Raw genomic sequence first — 15,543 nt, forward strand, 5'->3', positions numbered from 1 at the left:
TTAAATAGGTTGTAGTTAGATGGTTAAGGATAAGTAATGACTAAAGCACAAAAATATCTTGAAGCATTAAAAACATTCGATGACTGGGTCATTGTTTCGGAATGGGCGGTGCGTGTTGGTGAACTCTATCCAGACCTTTTAGAAGAAGCAGACCGACAAGCTGAAAATCAAAAGATAGACACAACTGGGTTGAGAGAGTTGGCTGCACGTATCAGCTCGCGACTTTCTACGGGTGGTTTCGATAATGACGTAGAAATCGATGATTCTGAACGCCCTAGGAAAGTGCGTTATGCAACAGAGGTTGAAAAAAAGGCGAGGGAGGAGCAAGAACTAGAAGAAGACATTGAGCCTCTGACTCGTGCGGAACGTATCCGTAAAGACAGTGAATCTCTTACAGTAAATGAAGAGTATCGCATTGGTGAATTTGAAACGATATCAAAACAACTAAACCGATTTTTTGGACTAGATTTCGAAGTAGATCATGCTGCAGCACTTCTGAACCCTTCTGAACCTGGAAAACATCATCCTGATAATCTACAACTCTTGATCAAAGCACACAATGGTAAGAAAAACAAATCAAACTGGCAACGGTTCAGTTTTGAAGAGCAAAAAGACTATATTGAGACAGTCATTAGACTACAGCAAGTAGTCGCACCAAGGCTTGGAATTGAAATGGAAGTCAATGTACTTGAATCGCTATTGGATAGACTTCAAAAGGTGTATGAATGATTAGTATCCTTACAACAATCTTGACAGTTGTCGGATCGATTATTGTTGCTGTAATTTCGAACAACAAAAGTGAAGAAAGAAAGCTTTTGGCTCATGAAAAGCTTAGTAAGGTAATCAAAAACGATGATAGTACAAAGCTTGAAGTTGCAGCATTGTTCAAGGCTGCTACAGGTATCAAAATGACATATAGTGATGTTCTCAAAATTGTAGATGATGATAATGGCATTTGGTTAGTTCATCTTTTGTCTACAGTTCCGGGATATGTCAAATATGAAAATGGAAAACTGCATTACACAAAGAGATTCGAAAAATCATGGCTTAGAAAATTGTTTAGTTTATTTGACAAAGTAGGTTTGTATTTTTCTATTTTTACTTATTTCTCATTTTCTTTTGCATTAATTTTTTCCTCAAGCATTGAAGGGAAAATTGTGTCAGGAATCTTCGTATTTACAAGTGCATTTTTTTTGATTCATGTGCTAAAAAATAAACTAAATGCTGAGAAGGCAGCTGAACTTATAGTTTATGATTTACCCAATAATGATTCAAAGTAGCATTGAACAGAGAAGCTAGGCATTTAGTTTGGGGTTGTTCCCGCTTCCCGTCATGTGGCTCTAATTCCTGTCAGGCAGTTTAGCTGTGAAGATAGTCGTGATTAAGATGCGTCAGTGCGGCGTCCCATGCGTTGATGGCTTTTGGTGGGGCTTTGCGGTCCAGGACCTGTTTCATCCCTTTAAGCAGTGTTTCAAAGATGAGTGTGAACTGTTCTTGTGTTGCATCGGGATACATGGCTTTGAATTTTTCTGCATACATCTTCATCTTTTCGGGGCGGTCGATAAAGCTTGTCAGTGCAATGACGGCAAAGCTGAATTGTTGGGGCATGTCGGCTTTGGCTCCCTGGAACAGTACCTTTAGCTCCGGATGCTCTGTCAGCAGGATTTTAAACGTCTGTTCGGTAATGGCATTGATGTTCTCGGCCACCTTTGGCGCGCTTTTTTGCAGGTTTTCGTAATGCTCCTCCGGGATCATGACTCTCCTTTTATAAACTTATGAGCAATTCTCATTCCAATGCTTTCCGGAAGCGTTCCTGGATTTATGGCATACTGCTAGACAACTGAAAAACAATAAGGGCTTCCATGCATTTTTCAAAACTGTTAATGACCTCTTCTTTGGCCGTTGTACTTACAACCCAGACTCTCAATGCCGGACTGTTCGACTCCATCATGGAGACGGTGACAAAAACGACTTCTGGGGAGACACAGACGAAGGACGTCTCCGGGTTGTCCGTGACAGACATTGACGGCGGTTTGCGCGAGGCGCTCAATAAGGGCGTGAAACTGGCGATTGCTCAACTGGGGCAGGAAGACGGGTTCCTTGGGAACAGCCTGGTGAAGATCCCGGTGCCCGACAAACTGATGATGGTCGAGAAGGGGCTGCGCAAGGCGGGGATGGGCAAGTATGCCGATGACTTCGTCACGGCGATGAACCGGGCGGCGGAGAAGGCGGTGCCGGAGACGGCGAAGATCTTTGCCGATACCATCTCCGCCATGAGCATCGAGGATGCAAAGAAGATCCTGACCGGTCCCGACAACGCGGCGACGGAGTATTTCCGCGAGCACTCCGGCCCGGCGCTGCAGGCGGCGATCTTGCCCATTGTCCAGCAGTACACCCAGGAGACCGAGGTGACGCAGTACTACAAGACAATGGTCGATACCTACGACAGTTACGGCGCGCCGGTGCTGGAGCAGACAGGAGTAACGAAGCTCCTTGGGTCGCTCTCGGGCGAATCGAACGCAACGCAGTACGACCCGCGCGACCTCGACGGCTACATCACGGCCAAGGGGGTTGACGGCCTCTTTACGGTCATTGCCGAAGAGGAGAAGCAGATCCGCACCGACCCCGCGGCGCGTACGACGGAGCTGCTGCAGAAGGTTTTCGGCAACTGAGGGTGGGGGTAGAACGGTTTTTGTAATAGAGGGCTAAAAAAAGGTTCTCTACAGTGCAAAACAAAACGCGTCCAAAAGTCGTTCTTCTCAAAGGCAACGGTCCCATTATCATTAACAGTGAAATGATGGAGCTTATTACGATCACACTCTCTCACGGTCTTGTCGGTCTTCCGCTGGAGGAGCTGCGCGCCGAGAAGGTGATCATCGTCAAAGACCTCAATGCGTTCTGGGACGTTCACAAGACCGTCAAAGCGAAACCGGCCTGTTTCGTCTACAGCTATGACGGGCTGGAGGAAGAGGACCTCAAAAAGATCCACTCGGACGACATCAGCTACATTTAGGAGAGACAGTAATCAGTGACACTCCGGGTTGAGATTTTCCGCGGCAACGACCTTGCGCTTCCCGATTCGGAGGTCAACGTCGTCATCGATGTCGTACGGGCCTTTACCGTGGCGCATTACGCCTTTTTGCGGGGTGCCGCGGAGATTCTCCTCGTCCCGGACGTCGCGGCGGCCTTTGCCGTGCGGAAGGAACGTCCGGAGGTATTGCTGGCCGGTGAAGTAGGGGGATTGCCGATAGAGGGGTTCGATCTCGACAACTCCCCCGTCCGTTTCGCCTCCGCCGAACTGGAAGGGCTTATAATCGTGCAGAAGACGACGAACGGCGTTAAGGCGGCGCTGCACTCGCTGGGGGCGCCGACGGTGCTGCTGACGGGCTTCTCCAATGCCGAAGCGACAGTGCGCTATCTGCAGGCGCATTACGGCGGCACCGACGCGCGGATAAACCTTGTCGCCTCCCACCCGACCGGAGACGAGGATTTCGCCTGCGCGGAGTATATCCGTTCACAGCTGCTGGGCGAGGCGATGGATACCGATGAGGTCCGGCGGCGCATCTACGGCTGCGAGACGGTTGTGAAGTTCCTTGACCCCGCCCGTCCCGAGTTCAATGCCGAAGACATCGACTACTGCGCAACCTCCCTGCCGCCCGCCTTTGTTATGGCTGTTTATCAAGGAGCTCTGTGGACCAGCGTGCGGAAAGTGACACTCTGAACAGAGTCCGCCCCGTGAGCGCCCCGGCAGGGCCTTTGTATATCTCCCTTACGATAAAATGAGGCAGGAGGAGATGCATGTTCAGTTTTGAAGAGATTTTCGACCTTGTCGATATCGGGATTACTGTCTATGAACCGTTGGAGGAGGGTGACGACTTCAAGGTCGTCTACATCAATGACAAAGCGAAGAAACTTTGCCATTTTGATGTAGGAGAGTCCGTCAGCGAAGCGTTATCCACGCTCTTCCCTGTCAATGCAACCCGTCCCCTGCTTGAGTTCTTCCGGGAGGTGTACCGCACGGGAGAGGCGGAGGAGGTCGCCCTGGTCCCCTGCTACGGGTCCACCGACCTCTGGCAGGAGGGCTACATCTACAAACTCTCCAGTGGCCACCTCGTTTCGCGCTGCATGGGGGTGAAGGAAGAACGCGCGCGGGAGATCCTGGCCCCGGATGAGCGTCTGACCTTTCGAACGATCCTCGATACGGCGCCCATCGGGATCTGGTCCCAGGACATATCCGGCAGACTCCGCTTCGTCAACAAGGCCTTCTGCGATGCCACAGGTATCAGCGAGGAGCGGTTCCTCTCCGTCCCCCATTACGAATCGCTCTATTCAGCGGAAGCCGCGCAGAGCTGCATGCGTTCGGATGCCGCGGCCCTGCAGCAGAGCGAACCCCATCTCTCCTATGAGAAGATCCCCTTTACCGACGGCAAAGTGCATGAGGTCCTCATTGTCAAAACGCGGGTCGAAAACGCGGAGCACGGCGTCAGCGGCCTGGTCGGACTCAGTCTCGATATGACCGAACAGCTCGAAGCGGAGCGGAAGCTCGAGGCGATCAACCGGAACCTCGAGGAGCGGATCAGGGAGGAGATCGAAGCGAGCCGCCGGAAAGACACGATGCTCTTTCAGCAGAACAAGTTCGCCGCGATGGGGGAGATGATCAGCAACATTGCGCACCAGTGGCGGCAGCCGCTCAATACCCTTGGGTTGCTGATGACGGGAATGTCGGTCAAGATGATGATGGCGAAGGACGAAACGCGCGAGAGCGAATTCGAAGAGTTCCAGAGCCACTGCAGCGAGATCATCCAGTACCTCTCCGACACGATCGACGATTTCCGCCTCTACTACCAGGAGGACGGGGGGCACGACAGTTTCTGCATCAGCGATATGGACAAATCGCTGCAGACCCTCGTTATCAGCTCCATTATGGGCAAGCGGATCGGTTACGAGACCGATCTCGAAAACGTCCGGATCGGCGGGCATCTGAACAACCTTAAACAGGCGCTGATCAACCTCTATTCGAACGCGGCCAATGCCATTAAGAGCCACAGGACCGATGCGGGCTTCATCCAGTGCAGAGGATTCGCCGAAGGATCGCAGTATGTCATCAAGGTCTGCGACAACGGCGGCGGCATCGACAAGGCGATCATCGACAAGATCTTCGACCCCTATTTTACGACCAAGCACAAAAGCCAGGGCACGGGACTGGGGCTCTACATGACACGGCAGATTATCGAGCAGAAGTTTGGCGGCACGATCTCCGTGAAAAATGAGAAAGCCGGCGCCTGCTTTACGATCCGCATCCCCTTTGCCGGAGAGGCGTGCTGATCTTCCGCCCGCCGTCTTGGCGGTTTACATTCATTTACGTCGCAGCAACAATGGTTTGGGGAATGTGGCGTATAATATTCCCAATTAACCGGGAGGGGAGATCATGAAAGATTACTCGTTACAACTGCGCGTCTGGCACTGGGCCAACGCCGTCGTCGTCCTCGGTCTGCTGGGGACGTTTTTCCTGCGCAAGACCTTTTTGAGCTGGCACACCAATTCGCAGATCCTGCTGGAGAAGCTCGCATCATTCGGCATTACCGTGACGCCTGAGCAGGCCGCGGCACTGGCCAAGGCTGTCAGGGCGCCGATGTGGGAGTGGCACATCATCCTGGGGTACGTTTTCGCCGTGCTCGTCCTCTGGCGGCTGGTGATGATTTTTAAAGAGGGGTTCGGCTACGCACCGGAGAACAGCCACATGGCATGGGTCTATCGAGGCTACAAAGTCATCTACGCCGTGATGGCATTTATGGCCGTCAGCGGGCTGCTCATCACTTTCTACAAGGATATCGGCCTTGCCAAAGACGTTGCGGGCTCCGTCAAGGAGCTGCACGAACTTGTCGCCTGGGCCATTGTCGCCTTTGTCGTTCTGCACATTGCCGGCGTCTTCGTCGCCGACAACCGCGACCAGAAAGGGATCACCTCCAAGATGATCTCGGGCTAGTCCCTGTGGCAGTGCCTGGAGAGGAAGGGGAGCAGGGCGGCATGGAACGCCTCGGGGTTCTCGAGGTTGCTCAGGTGTCCCGCCCCTTCGATGATAACGAGCTCGGCGTCCGGGAGGGCGTTGTGCATGTAGACCGAAGCGTCCGGCGGCGCGATTTGGTCTGCCTCGCCGACGAGGATCAGCACCGGCAGAGCGAGCCGGGGGAGTCCGCTGCAGGTCTCATCGCGCTCGCGCATGGCGCGCAGCGAGTGCACCAGGGAGTGTGCGGGCGTTGAAACGATCATCTCCCTGACTGCGGCGACCGTTTCGGGATGTTGTTCGAAGGTCTGTTCCGCGAGCAGTTTGCCGAGCAGCCCCTCGGCAAAGGGTTCGACGCCGTCCGTTTCGATGGCGCGGATGGCCTTGAGCCTTTTCTCGCGTCCTTCGGGGGTATCGGCGGCGCACTGCGTATCGCAGAGAATAAGGGCGTTGAAGCGTTCGGGGTGTTGCTCCGCCGCCCGCAGGGCGATGTAGCCGCCCATGGAGAGGGCGCACAGCGTCGCCGTTTTGACCCGCAGGGCGTCCATCAGCGAGAGCAGGTCCTGTACAAAGAGGGGAATGGAGAAGGGTTCTTCGCCTCCCTCCGTCTCCCCGTGTCCTCTCAGGTCGTAAGCGATGACACGGCAGTGCTTCCTGCAGGCTTCCGTCTGGCGCCGCCACATCGTTCGGTTCAGGGGAAAGCCGTGCAGAAAGATCAGTGCCGGCATGTCGATCGACCCCAGATCGTCATAGCTGATCTCGATTCCGTTGACCGTCGTTGTCATGCTGACTCCTTCTATAAGAATATTTAATTAATTTTAGCGAAAAAACATACACGATGCATAATGAAAATCTATACGTACTCTTTGGCGGAGCGTCTGCCGACGGCGGTGCTATAATAGGGATATAGAGCTATTACAAAAAAACGGGAGGGAGAGGAGCCAGGATGAAAACCTTATGCAAGATCAGACTGCCCGAGGGCGAGAAGCCGGACAAGGCGCTGCGAAAGCTGCTCTCCTCCCCGAAATACTACTGCAAAAAATGCCTGCGCAGCGCGGCGGAGAAGGGGGCGCTGTGCAAGCCGGAGAAGTTATGAACCGTAGACTTCCATCGGCATCCCGATGGCAATGGGGTTGTGGAGCATGACGCTGCGCTTCGCCTCGCCGTCGGCGGCAAAGAGGTCGTAGGGGACGTAAAGCAGGCGCGCGGAGATTTTTTTGTGCGCCTGCGCCTTCTCCTCGACGTGGATGCGGATCCCCTGGGGCGAGGGGGCACTGTACTGCTCGGGGATCGTGACGCGGGCCACGAGGGCAACGGCGTCGACGTCTTCCATCTTCACTTCGCCCTTGAGGCGTTCGAGCAGGTGCTCGTAGCACTGTTTCTCTTCGACGCTTTCGCAGGCGAGGTCGCGTACCGTTCCGTTCTGCGCCAGCAGTTTGGCAAAGGGGAGGAGGGGACGGTCGTTCTCCAGGGCGATAACGGCGTCGGCGACGCAGCGCTCCACCATCTCGAACAGTTTCTCTTCGTCGGTCATCGTTTTCCTTTTTGGTTTGTGTGCCCCTTGTACCATTTGCAGCGCTTTTTCTGCTTGATGGTATAGACGTTGTACTGAAACTTCTTGCCGCAGTCGGGGCAGGCGAAGATCGCACGGTTCTTCGCCTTCATATAGCGCACAAACAGGAAGTTGCCGACCTGGTCGCCCTCGCGGTAGACGGTTTTGTCGTTGCGGGCGGCGAGCGCCTCGGCGTTTTGGGCATCTTCGCGCGCACGGCGCTGCCAGAGCGGCTCTTCGTCCTCTTCGAACGTGCCGGTGTCGGCGGTGTAGCGTTCGGTCATCGGCAACGGGCCGTCATGCGCAGCAGAAATCGGCAGAGAGGTGAGTTGGCAGACATGGGTGAATTATATCCTATCCGCGCGGCGGGAAAAAACGCCATGCCGGCTCGGAAACATGCCGTTCGGTCAGAGGGAATGTGCTATTATCTTCTTAGATAATAACGTTCACAGAAAGTGTTAACGATGGACTACGAACTCAATATTCGCGAAGTGATTTACGCCCTCACCGAGGCCCTTGACCTTGTCGGTATCGACGATACGCGCCACGGAAAGCGGGTGGCCTTCATGGCCGCCGAATGCGCAAGAGCCGCGGGGTTTGATGAGGCATTTATAGACGATATCATCGGGATCGGGATGCTCCATGACTGCGGTGTTTCAACGACGGACGTTCACCGCTCCCTTGTCACGCAGCTGGAGTGGAAGGATGAGCAGATCCACTGTGAACGCGGTGCGATCCTGCTGGGCAAGGTGGCGCTCTTTCAACGCTTCGCATTGCCGGTCTACTACCACCACACCCACTGGGAGCTTCTGGAGCATCTGCCCGTTGACAGGCGTGTCAAACAGCTGGCCAACCTGATCTATCTCGCCGACAGGGTCGATGCGCTCCGCTCGCAGATGGGCGGTTCGGGCCTGGAACAGAGTGCGGAGATCGAACGCGTCATCGTCGAGCACAGTGGCACCTTTTTCGCACCGGATTTCGTCGAAGCGTTCCAAAAGGCTTCGGGCCGGAACTCCTTCTGGTTCTCCCTGGAGGACGAACCGCTGGAAGAGCAGCTGATGGAGTGGGTCGGCAGGGGGGAGAACAGACCGTTCTCCTTTTCGGCCGTGCGGGAGATGGCGCAGATGTTCGCCGACGTCGTCGACGCGAAAAGCCCCTTCACCTTTGAGCACTCCTTCGGGGTCGCGGCACTGGCAAACTTTTTGGCCCGGGGGTTCGGGCTGGACGAACAGAGGCGCGAGACGGTGGAGATCGCTGCACTCCTGCACGATCTGGGCAAACTGCGGGTCGAAGATGCCATTTTAAACAAGAACGGTCGGCTGGATGCCGGGGAGAAGATATTGATGAACCGGCACGGGTTCGATTCGAATATGATCCTGCGGCGCATCCACGGTTTCCGGGGAATCGCCCGCATCGCCTCCCTGCACCACGAGATGCTCGACGGAAAGGGGTACCCCTACAGCCTTGGGGAGGAGGAGATCCCCCTTGAAGCGCGGATCGTAACCGTCGCCGATATCTTCCAGGCCCTGGTGCAGACGCGCCCCTACCGCGCGGCGATGGAACCGGACGCGGCCTTCGCCATTTTGCAGGAGATGGCCGATAATGGGAAGATCGACACGGCGGTCGTGGCGATGATCGGCACAAACCTGCAGCAGGCCTACCGCCTGGCAAAATACAAAGAGCGCGTCAAAGCGGCATAGGGCCGCCGCACTACAGGGCTGCTTTCAGGAAAAGAATCATGTTGCGGTAGTGGTCGCCGTTCCAGTAGACGCGGCCGCATTCGGGGCACTGCCGGAAGGTGTCGAAGGTTTCGTAGACCTTTTCGGGTACGGCCTTTTGAATCGCGGCGGGGCAGACGCGCACGAGCGGAGCATTGCAGACAAGGCAGCGCCGATGCACATCCTCGCCTATTTCCAACCCGAAATGCGCCGCCAGTTCGCGCAGCTGGTCGTGGAGTTCGACGGCGTCAAGCAGATAGACCGGCACGTTTTTGCGCTGTGAGAGGGCCGCATCCCGGGTGAGAATGGTGCGTGTCTCATCCTTGGCTACCCGGAGCAGTTCCGTGTCCGGGATGGTCGGGAAGAAGAGGGTGTCGTACCCCATGAAGCGGAGGTACTTGGCAACACGGCCGAGATGGCAGTCCGCGATAAAACGGTGCTTGCCGTCTCGCTGAGCACTGCCCATCAGGCTTCGGGGATCGTCTCGCTGACGCTGCTCCAGTCGGCCAGGCCTGTAGGGACGTTGCCGTACTCGTTTTCGAGCCGGTCCCACTCGGGATAGTCGGTGTTGAAGGCGGCGACGTCCTCGGCCGCTTTCTCCGGGCTCTCATACTCGCCGAGCATCTCCTCATCGATCCAAAGCTGGTAGCGCTCGTGGCCCGCCTGTCGGATCTCGAAGGTCCCGATATCGGTGTTGAAAAGGTAGTTCCGCATCTGCTCCTCCTTGGGTGCCTATAAGGATGATTATACCGTCATTACCGCCCAGCTGTCATCTTTGAGACACGCCGTGAGCATCTCGCCGGTGTGGGTATTCTCTACTCCCAGTGCCGCGAGGGCATCCGTAGCCTCATAATCCTCGGTGCAGACGATGCAGGCGCTCATGGTGACGCCGCTCTCCTGCATCTGTTTCAGACGTGCCTGCACCTCCGCATCGGCGGCGGCCAGTTTGATGGAGGGTCCCCAGATCATCAGGTGGGCCTCTTCCCAGTAGCCCCGTTCCAAAATGACGGAGCCGTAAAGCAGGGGCAGCTTCATGGCGACCTCTTTGTCGCCGTTCGTCCAGACGATCAGGAGTTTCGTTTTCGACATTGTTTTTGCCTTTTTGGTAAAATTCTATCCTAATGATCCGAGAAAAAATCGCAACCGCCACCTATCGCCTGAAACACAACCCCGCCCTGCGACGCAGTGTCGCGCAGATGAAGCCGAAAAAAACGGTGTGGGGTTTTTTGGGAGTCGTCCTTTTCTTCTTTGTCCCCGAGATCATCGCATTTATCTGGGGTGCCGACATCACCGCCTACGCCCATGCGCAGATGCTCGATGTCCCCGCCGAACCGCTGGCCACCTGGTACGAGTTGCTGGTCATGCTTTTTGAGGATGGGGGCAGCTGGGTGAACCTCGGTATCGGCTTCGCCTTCCTCGTCTGGCTTTTCCTGTAAAAAACCGGCTACCTACATCAGCTTCGGTTCCCGAAGCGCATTCAATGAAATTAGGAATTGGCCTTGAGCGCTCTTTGTAAGCCATCCCGGAGGCATATAGCCGGGAGGGATGAGCGATTCGCGAAAGGCCGCTTTTTGCGCTACTTTTTCTAAAAAAGTGGAATGAACATTTTTCCTTTTCCTTTCTTTTTACAAAGAAACGAAACCAAAGAAAATCGTCGTTGCGCGAATCGCACGCTGCTCCCGGCTTTATGCCTCCGCAGCGGCTTTCAAGGCACGCTTAACGACCTTTCGCCTATTAAAGTTATGCGCTTCGACGTGTCGAAGCTCGTATCAAGAGCTTTGTACTGACAAAGCGCATTCAAATCAATCGGAAGTTGGCCTTGAGCGCTCCTTGAAAGCCGCCCTGAAGGCATAAAGCCGAGAAGGGCGAGCGATTCGCGAAAGGCCGATTTTCTTTTGGTTCTTTTCTTATGAAAAAGAAAAGAATGAGAAGCGCCTCTTCATGCTTTTATCATGAGGAGCAGGAGAGCTTGAGGTTCTTGTGTTCGTTCGGCGTTGCTTTGGCGTAGCGCTCGAACTGCGGCAGTTCGTCAAAGGGATTGCGGGCGATTTCCAACAGCTCCTCGACTCCGCTGTTGTCGAACTTCTCCGCTTTTTTAATCGCCTCTTGCAGCATGTAGTTCTTCAGCACGTATTTCGGGTTGGTCCGCAGCATGGCGGTGCGGCGCTCTTCCGCGCTGTGCTCCTCCAGCCGCAGCCGGGCGTCGTACTCGGTCAGCCATTCACGGACCGGTTCGCGGTCGACGCAGATATCGAGCAGCGCTTTGGCGTCGCCGTCGTAGCGGCTGAGGGTGCGGAAGAAGAGGGTGTAGTCCGCCTGGCTATTTTGCAACGCGGTGAGCATCTTTTTGAGCAGGATGATGTCGTCCTCCTTCACCGTCGCCAGTCCCATTTTGGCGCACATGATCTCGACGTAGGTCTGGGTGTAGATGGAGCCGTAATCATCGAGCTTCTTCTCCATCCGCTCCTTTAAGACGATGGGGGAGAGGGCCTCGGCGAGCATCGAGAGGTTCCAGTAGGCGACATGGGGCTGTTGCCCGAAGCCGTAACGTCCGTGGGTGTCCGTGTGGTTGCAGATAAAGGAGATGTCGTAGTCGTCGAGCATGGCGTAGGGGCCGTAGTCGATGGTGAGTCCGCCCATGGACATATTGTCCGTGTTCATAACCCCGTGGTTGAATCCGACGCTCTGCCACTGCGCCAGCAGACGGGCGGTGCGCTCGACGACCTCGGCAAACATCAGGAAGTAGGCATCCTCTTCGCCTTTCAGGTGCGGGTAGCTCTCGGCGATGACATAGTCGGCGAGGGGTTCGAGTTTGTCGTGCTCCTCTTTATAGTAGAAGTACTCGAAGGTGCCGATACGGACCCAGGTCGGCGACATCCGCAGCACGACCGCCCCGCGCTCGAGGCGCTCGCGTACGACCTTCGTTTCCGAGCCGATCAGCGCAAGCGCGCGGGTCGTCGGGATGCCGAGGTGGTGCATCGCCTCGCTCATCAGGTACTCGCGCACGGAGGAGCGCAGGACGGCCCGCCCGTCGCCCATGCGCGAATAGAGGGTCTCGCCGCTCCCCTTGAGCTGCAGGTTCCACGCGCCGCTCTTGCCGAGGTTGATGGCCCGTCCGTCGCCGAGGCGCGGGACGAACATCCCGAACTGGTGCCCGGCATAGCACATGGCAAAGGGTTTGGCGCCTTCTGGGGTGAAGGTGCCGTTGAGCAGCCCGACGAGCCTGTCGTCCGTGCCGGCGTCAGAAGAGAGGCCGATCAGTTCGGCGGCGTCGGGGTTGAAACTGATAAGGTAGGGGTTTTTCAGCGGCGTCGGATCGGTCGGATCGTAAAAGAGCGGATCGAGGTCGAGATAGGGGGTGTCGAGTGTGAGTGCATCCAAAGTCATGCCGACTTTGTACATTTACTGTTCTAAAAGCGCAATAACGCGCGGCGATAAGTGCTCGCCGCCCGGTTTCACCCCTCCGTCTTGACGAGGTAGGGGTTGTCGTCGATATGCCGGCGGCGAAGGTTGACGGCGCTCTCCAGCGTCTGCTCCTTTACCTCGCGCCACGCTTCGATTCCCGCAGGCACACGGATGGCTTCGCTCTCAAGGTCGTCCCATTCGATGTAGCCCGTGTTGAATGTCGCGACGTCATCGGCGGCTTCGGCAGCCGTGGCGTACTCGCCGAGTTTCTCGTTTTCCAGCCAGAGTTCGTACATCCGGTGGTGGCGGCCGTTCGTAATCTCGAACGTGCCTAGGTCGGTATTGAAAATATAGCTGTGCATCCTCTCTCCTCTTGATGAATGCATCAGCCCTTGCGTTTCGCTTTCTTTTCGACACGCTCTTTGACTTTGTAGTCTTTGATGTGCTTCTTGACCTCCTGCTTGAGCTCTTTCTTCAGTATGTTCTTGAGCTCTTTTTTGACGTATTTGCTGACTTTTTTCTTGTCGATCATCGCATCTCCTTTGCAACGGTATGGTTACATCATAAAACAGGATGGCTTAAATGTCAACGTTGCGGCAGCCGGTTTGTCATGCTGTCGGAAGAGGGCGGGCGATGGGATCGTGCGTAGGCCGCTTATGCGGCGGGGCTGCCTTCGCGCACCGTCCGGCGGGAGAGGCAGGTCGGGTAGGAGCGCGCTTCGGCGATGGAGGAGGCTTCGGTCTCGATCAGCTGCTCCGGAGGAACGGCCGGCACGTCGAAGGTGCGGGTCCCCTGCACGGCGGCGTCGGCGTAGCCGAGGCTGACCAGGCGTTCGACGATGGCGTCGGTCATGCTCAGCACCGAGGAGGCCTTGACGACTTCGCAGCGGGCGTAGCGCTCCCCCACGAAGGAGACGTCGGCCGCGCGCAGGGTCGGGTCGTCGCCGGGGATCTGCTGGGCGCCGAAGAGGGGCTTGGAGGCAACCTCGGCGTCGATAAAGGCGGGGATATAGCGCGCCATATGCTCGATGGCGCGGCGGCTGCGCCGCTCGACGCAGGACCACTCCCACTCCCGGTCGATCATCTCGATAAAGCGTTCGTCGAGATTGGGCTGGGCACTGGCGGGGGTGCTGCCGACAAGACCCTCGTCGAAGAGGGTGATGTCGTTGGTCATGCCGTGCAGCTGCACGAAACCGCAAGGGTAGGGGGTGAACTGCGCCATCCCGTTGGGGGTACCGCGCTCGCCGTGGAAGATCACCTCCGGCCAGACGGCGCTCTCCTGCCATTTGGTGACATAGGCGGCCTTGAACTCGACCATCCGCTCGCGTTGGAACCCGAGCATGTCGTCGATCTCCCCGGTGCGGAAGCCCGCGGCGTTGATCAGGTAGTCGAAGCGCTGCTGCGTCGTATGTTCTCCGTCGGTCGCGGTGACAATGAAACCGTTACCGTCATCACTCCGGGTCGCGGCGGTGACCGCCGTGCCGAGCTGCAGGTCGCAGCCGTCGAGTTTTTGGAGCGAGAGAGCAGCGCCCGCGCCGAGTCGGAAGAGGTTCAGGCCGTACTCCTGGACCATGATGAGCGGAAACTTGACGGTGGAGAGGTCGACTTCGCGGGCGACGGGGATCATCCACTCGTCGGGGGTCTGCGGCATCGCGACCGGTTCGCGCTCCCGCAGCGCTTCGACGCTTTCGCGGTCGTAGAGGCGGAAGTAGGTCTCCGGGTCGCCCAAAACCTGGTTGCGTTCGTCCTCGGCGATAAAGCGCTGGTATTCGCGGCGCAGCATCTCCAGCCGGGGGTAGAGGTCCCCGGGCTCGCCCGTGTCGGTCAGGGGCACGGCGATGACCGTCGGGCGGAAATCGACGGCGTAGGGGTAAAAACGCAGCAGGTCGATGGACTGGCGCAGCAGGGTAACGCACTGTTCGTCGGAGATCTCGCGGTAGAGGTTCCCGCCGGCATGCAGGTGGCAAAACGGGGGACCGGAGACGAGGCTATCGCCCTTTTCGAAGAGGGTGACCCGCATTCCGATGCGGCTCAGGTAGAGCGCCGCCGTCGCTCCCGCGACCCCGCCGCCGACAATGGCGATGTTAGCCGGCACCATGGGAGACTCCGAAGGGGGCAGCGACCTCGGCGAAGGTGTCGCAGACAAGATTGGGGGTATACGAGGCGATCGCCTCCCCGTAGTTGTAGCCGTAGCCGAGGCCGATGGCATCCATCCCGGCGGCTTTGGCCGCGAGAATATCGTTTTTGGAGTCGCCGACCATGACGCAGCGTTCCTTGTCGACGCCAAGGGTTTCGCAGACGTGCAGCAAAGGCCGGGGGTCCGGTTTCCGTTGGGGCAGCGAATCGCCGCCGAGGGTATATTCGAACAGTTCAGACATCCCCAGGCTGTGCAAGATGGGTTCTATAAAGGCGTAGGGCTTGTTGGTCACGATGGCCAAGCGGTAGCCCTCTCGGTGGAGTTGTTGCAGGACTTCGGGGACCTGCGGGTAGGGACGCGTCAGCACGGCGAGGTTGCCGGCATAGAACTCCAAAAAGATCGCGAGGGCGCGGTCGACCGTTTCGGCGGCGTCCTCCGTGTCGCTGCTCGCGCGCAGGGCCCGCTCGACAAGGGTGCGCGCGCCGTTACCGACCCAGCCGCGGACCGTCGTCTCTTCGAAGGGGGGACGCCCGAGCTGTTCAAGCATATGGTTGACCGCCAGCGCCAGATCGGGGGCGCTGTCGATGAGGGTACCGTCAAAGTCGAATAAAATCAGCTCTTTATGCTTGAACACCAGTCAGTTCCTTATGTAAATTTTTCGTCGGGATTATAGCGCAGCCCGATTAATCCCGTTTTCGTTAAAATGGCTTCCGTTTTTATCTAAGTGC

At 56.7% G+C, this 15,543-nt stretch carries 22 protein-coding genes; 10 read left to right on the plus strand and 12 right to left on the minus strand.

The window, feature by feature from the left end:
• Positions 1–36: 36 nt before the first annotated feature.
• Together WCX72_RS05555 and WCX72_RS05560 are read left to right on the plus strand one after the other, a co-directional pair.
• Complete coding sequence (locus tag WCX72_RS05555; protein ID WP_345971326.1) at positions 37–729, plus strand: HNH endonuclease; 693 nt, start codon at positions 37–39, stop codon at positions 727–729.
• A complete protein-coding gene (locus tag WCX72_RS05560) occupies positions 726–1,280 on the plus strand; it encodes a hypothetical protein (protein WP_345971327.1) in 555 nt (184 codons plus the stop codon). Before WCX72_RS05555 ends, WCX72_RS05560 begins: the two co-directional genes overlap by 4 nt.
• Positions 1,281–1,359: 79 nt before the next feature.
• Here WCX72_RS05560 and WCX72_RS05565 read toward each other — a convergent pair whose 3' ends face one another.
• Complete coding sequence (locus WCX72_RS05565) at positions 1,360–1,755, minus strand: hypothetical protein (protein WP_345971328.1); 396 nt, start codon at positions 1,753–1,755, stop codon at positions 1,360–1,362.
• Positions 1,756–1,883: 128 nt separating this feature from the next.
• On the opposite strand from WCX72_RS05565, the gene WCX72_RS05570 reads away from it, so the two are divergent.
• The 5 genes from WCX72_RS05570 to WCX72_RS05590 all read left to right on the plus strand — a co-directional run bounded on the left by WCX72_RS05570 (position 1,884) and on the right by WCX72_RS05590 (position 5,986).
• The gene (locus WCX72_RS05570) at positions 1,884–2,672 is read left to right on the plus strand and encodes a DUF4197 domain-containing protein (protein WP_345971329.1); all 789 of its coding nucleotides are present in this window, start codon (positions 1,884–1,886) and stop codon (positions 2,670–2,672) included.
• A gap of 53 nt (positions 2,673–2,725) precedes the next feature.
• Positions 2,726–3,013 (plus strand): hypothetical protein, encoded by a 288-nt coding sequence (locus WCX72_RS05575; protein ID WP_345971330.1) that lies wholly within the window; start codon positions 2,726–2,728, stop codon positions 3,011–3,013.
• Between the two features lie 15 nt (positions 3,014–3,028).
• The gene (locus WCX72_RS05580) at positions 3,029–3,721 is read left to right on the plus strand and encodes a 2-phosphosulfolactate phosphatase (RefSeq protein ID WP_231021096.1); all 693 of its coding nucleotides are present in this window, start codon (positions 3,029–3,031) and stop codon (positions 3,719–3,721) included.
• A gap of 77 nt (positions 3,722–3,798) precedes the next feature.
• Positions 3,799–5,325 carry a PAS domain-containing sensor histidine kinase gene (locus WCX72_RS05585; protein WP_231021097.1) on the plus strand — a complete coding sequence of 509 codons (1,527 nt, stop codon included), beginning with the start codon at positions 3,799–3,801 and terminating at the stop codon, positions 5,323–5,325.
• A 103-nt stretch (positions 5,326–5,428) separates the two neighbouring features.
• The gene (locus tag WCX72_RS05590; protein WP_345971331.1) at positions 5,429–5,986 is read left to right on the plus strand and encodes a cytochrome b/b6 domain-containing protein; all 558 of its coding nucleotides are present in this window, start codon (positions 5,429–5,431) and stop codon (positions 5,984–5,986) included.
• Here WCX72_RS05590 and WCX72_RS05595 read toward each other — a convergent pair.
• Complete coding sequence (locus WCX72_RS05595; RefSeq protein WP_345971332.1) at positions 5,983–6,789, minus strand: alpha/beta fold hydrolase; 807 nt, start codon at positions 6,787–6,789, stop codon at positions 5,983–5,985. The two genes, WCX72_RS05590 and WCX72_RS05595, sit on opposite strands and share 4 nt — an antisense overlap.
• A gap of 161 nt (positions 6,790–6,950) precedes the next feature.
• Here WCX72_RS05595 and WCX72_RS05600 point away from each other — a divergent pair, with 161 nt between their 5' ends.
• Positions 6,951–7,100 (plus strand): hypothetical protein, encoded by a 150-nt coding sequence (locus WCX72_RS05600; RefSeq protein WP_345971333.1) that lies wholly within the window; start codon positions 6,951–6,953, stop codon positions 7,098–7,100.
• On the opposite strand, the gene WCX72_RS05605 is transcribed toward WCX72_RS05600, so the two are convergent.
• Positions 7,095–7,538 carry a hypothetical protein gene (locus WCX72_RS05605; protein WP_231021101.1) on the minus strand — a complete coding sequence of 148 codons (444 nt, stop codon included), beginning with the start codon at positions 7,536–7,538 and terminating at the stop codon, positions 7,095–7,097. The genes WCX72_RS05600 and WCX72_RS05605 overlap by 6 nt on opposite strands.
• Entirely contained in the window at positions 7,535–7,840 is a 306-nt protein-coding gene (locus tag WCX72_RS05610; protein WP_231021102.1) for a hypothetical protein, read from the minus strand. The genes WCX72_RS05605 and WCX72_RS05610 overlap by 4 nt, the downstream gene beginning before the upstream one ends.
• Before the next feature lie 180 nt (positions 7,841–8,020).
• On the opposite strand from WCX72_RS05610, the gene WCX72_RS05615 reads away from it, so the two are divergent.
• Positions 8,021–9,256: an HD domain-containing phosphohydrolase gene (locus WCX72_RS05615; RefSeq protein ID WP_231021103.1), complete on the plus strand. Its 1,236-nt coding sequence runs from the start codon at positions 8,021–8,023 to the stop codon at positions 9,254–9,256.
• Between the two features lie 10 nt (positions 9,257–9,266).
• Here WCX72_RS05615 and WCX72_RS05620 read toward each other — a convergent pair whose 3' ends face one another.
• Genes WCX72_RS05620 through WCX72_RS05630 form a run of 3 tightly spaced genes read right to left on the minus strand, consistent with a single transcriptional unit; the run spans position 9,267 to position 10,363 of the window.
• Complete coding sequence (locus tag WCX72_RS05620; RefSeq protein ID WP_231021104.1) at positions 9,267–9,740, minus strand: Mut7-C RNAse domain-containing protein; 474 nt, start codon at positions 9,738–9,740, stop codon at positions 9,267–9,269.
• Positions 9,740–9,988 carry a hypothetical protein gene (locus WCX72_RS05625; protein ID WP_231021105.1) on the minus strand — a complete coding sequence of 83 codons (249 nt, stop codon included), beginning with the start codon at positions 9,986–9,988 and terminating at the stop codon, positions 9,740–9,742. Before WCX72_RS05625 ends, WCX72_RS05620 begins: the two co-directional genes overlap by 1 nt.
• 30 nt (positions 9,989–10,018) lie before the next feature.
• Entirely contained in the window at positions 10,019–10,363 is a 345-nt protein-coding gene (locus tag WCX72_RS05630) for a DsrE family protein (RefSeq protein WP_231021106.1), read from the minus strand.
• A gap of 32 nt (positions 10,364–10,395) precedes the next feature.
• On the opposite strand from WCX72_RS05630, the gene WCX72_RS05635 reads away from it, so the two are divergent.
• Positions 10,396–10,710 (plus strand): hypothetical protein, encoded by a 315-nt coding sequence (locus WCX72_RS05635; protein ID WP_231021107.1) that lies wholly within the window; start codon positions 10,396–10,398, stop codon positions 10,708–10,710.
• Positions 10,711–11,224: 514 nt separating this feature from the next.
• On the opposite strand, the gene WCX72_RS05640 is transcribed toward WCX72_RS05635, so the two are convergent.
• The 5 genes from WCX72_RS05640 to WCX72_RS05660 form a co-directional block, all read right to left on the minus strand.
• A complete protein-coding gene (locus tag WCX72_RS05640; RefSeq protein ID WP_345971334.1) occupies positions 11,225–12,661 on the minus strand; it encodes a protein adenylyltransferase SelO in 1,437 nt (478 codons plus the stop codon).
• 68 nt (positions 12,662–12,729) lie between these two features.
• Positions 12,730–13,041 carry a hypothetical protein gene (locus tag WCX72_RS05645; protein WP_345971335.1) on the minus strand — a complete coding sequence of 104 codons (312 nt, stop codon included), beginning with the start codon at positions 13,039–13,041 and terminating at the stop codon, positions 12,730–12,732.
• A gap of 23 nt (positions 13,042–13,064) precedes the next feature.
• Entirely contained in the window at positions 13,065–13,211 is a 147-nt protein-coding gene (locus WCX72_RS05650; protein WP_231021110.1) for a hypothetical protein, read from the minus strand.
• A gap of 122 nt (positions 13,212–13,333) precedes the next feature.
• Positions 13,334–14,776, minus strand: a complete 1,443-nt coding sequence (locus WCX72_RS05655; RefSeq protein ID WP_345971336.1) for an FAD-dependent oxidoreductase — start codon at positions 14,774–14,776, stop codon at positions 13,334–13,336.
• A complete protein-coding gene (locus tag WCX72_RS05660) occupies positions 14,763–15,449 on the minus strand; it encodes a phosphoglycolate phosphatase (RefSeq protein ID WP_345971337.1) in 687 nt (228 codons plus the stop codon). Before WCX72_RS05660 ends, WCX72_RS05655 begins: the two co-directional genes overlap by 14 nt.
• Between the last annotated feature and the right edge of the window lie 94 nt (positions 15,450–15,543).

Source organism: Thiomicrolovo immobilis, from assembly GCF_039645955.1.
Lineage (GTDB): Bacteria > Campylobacterota > Campylobacteria > Campylobacterales > Sulfurimonadaceae > Thiomicrolovo > Thiomicrolovo diazotrophicus.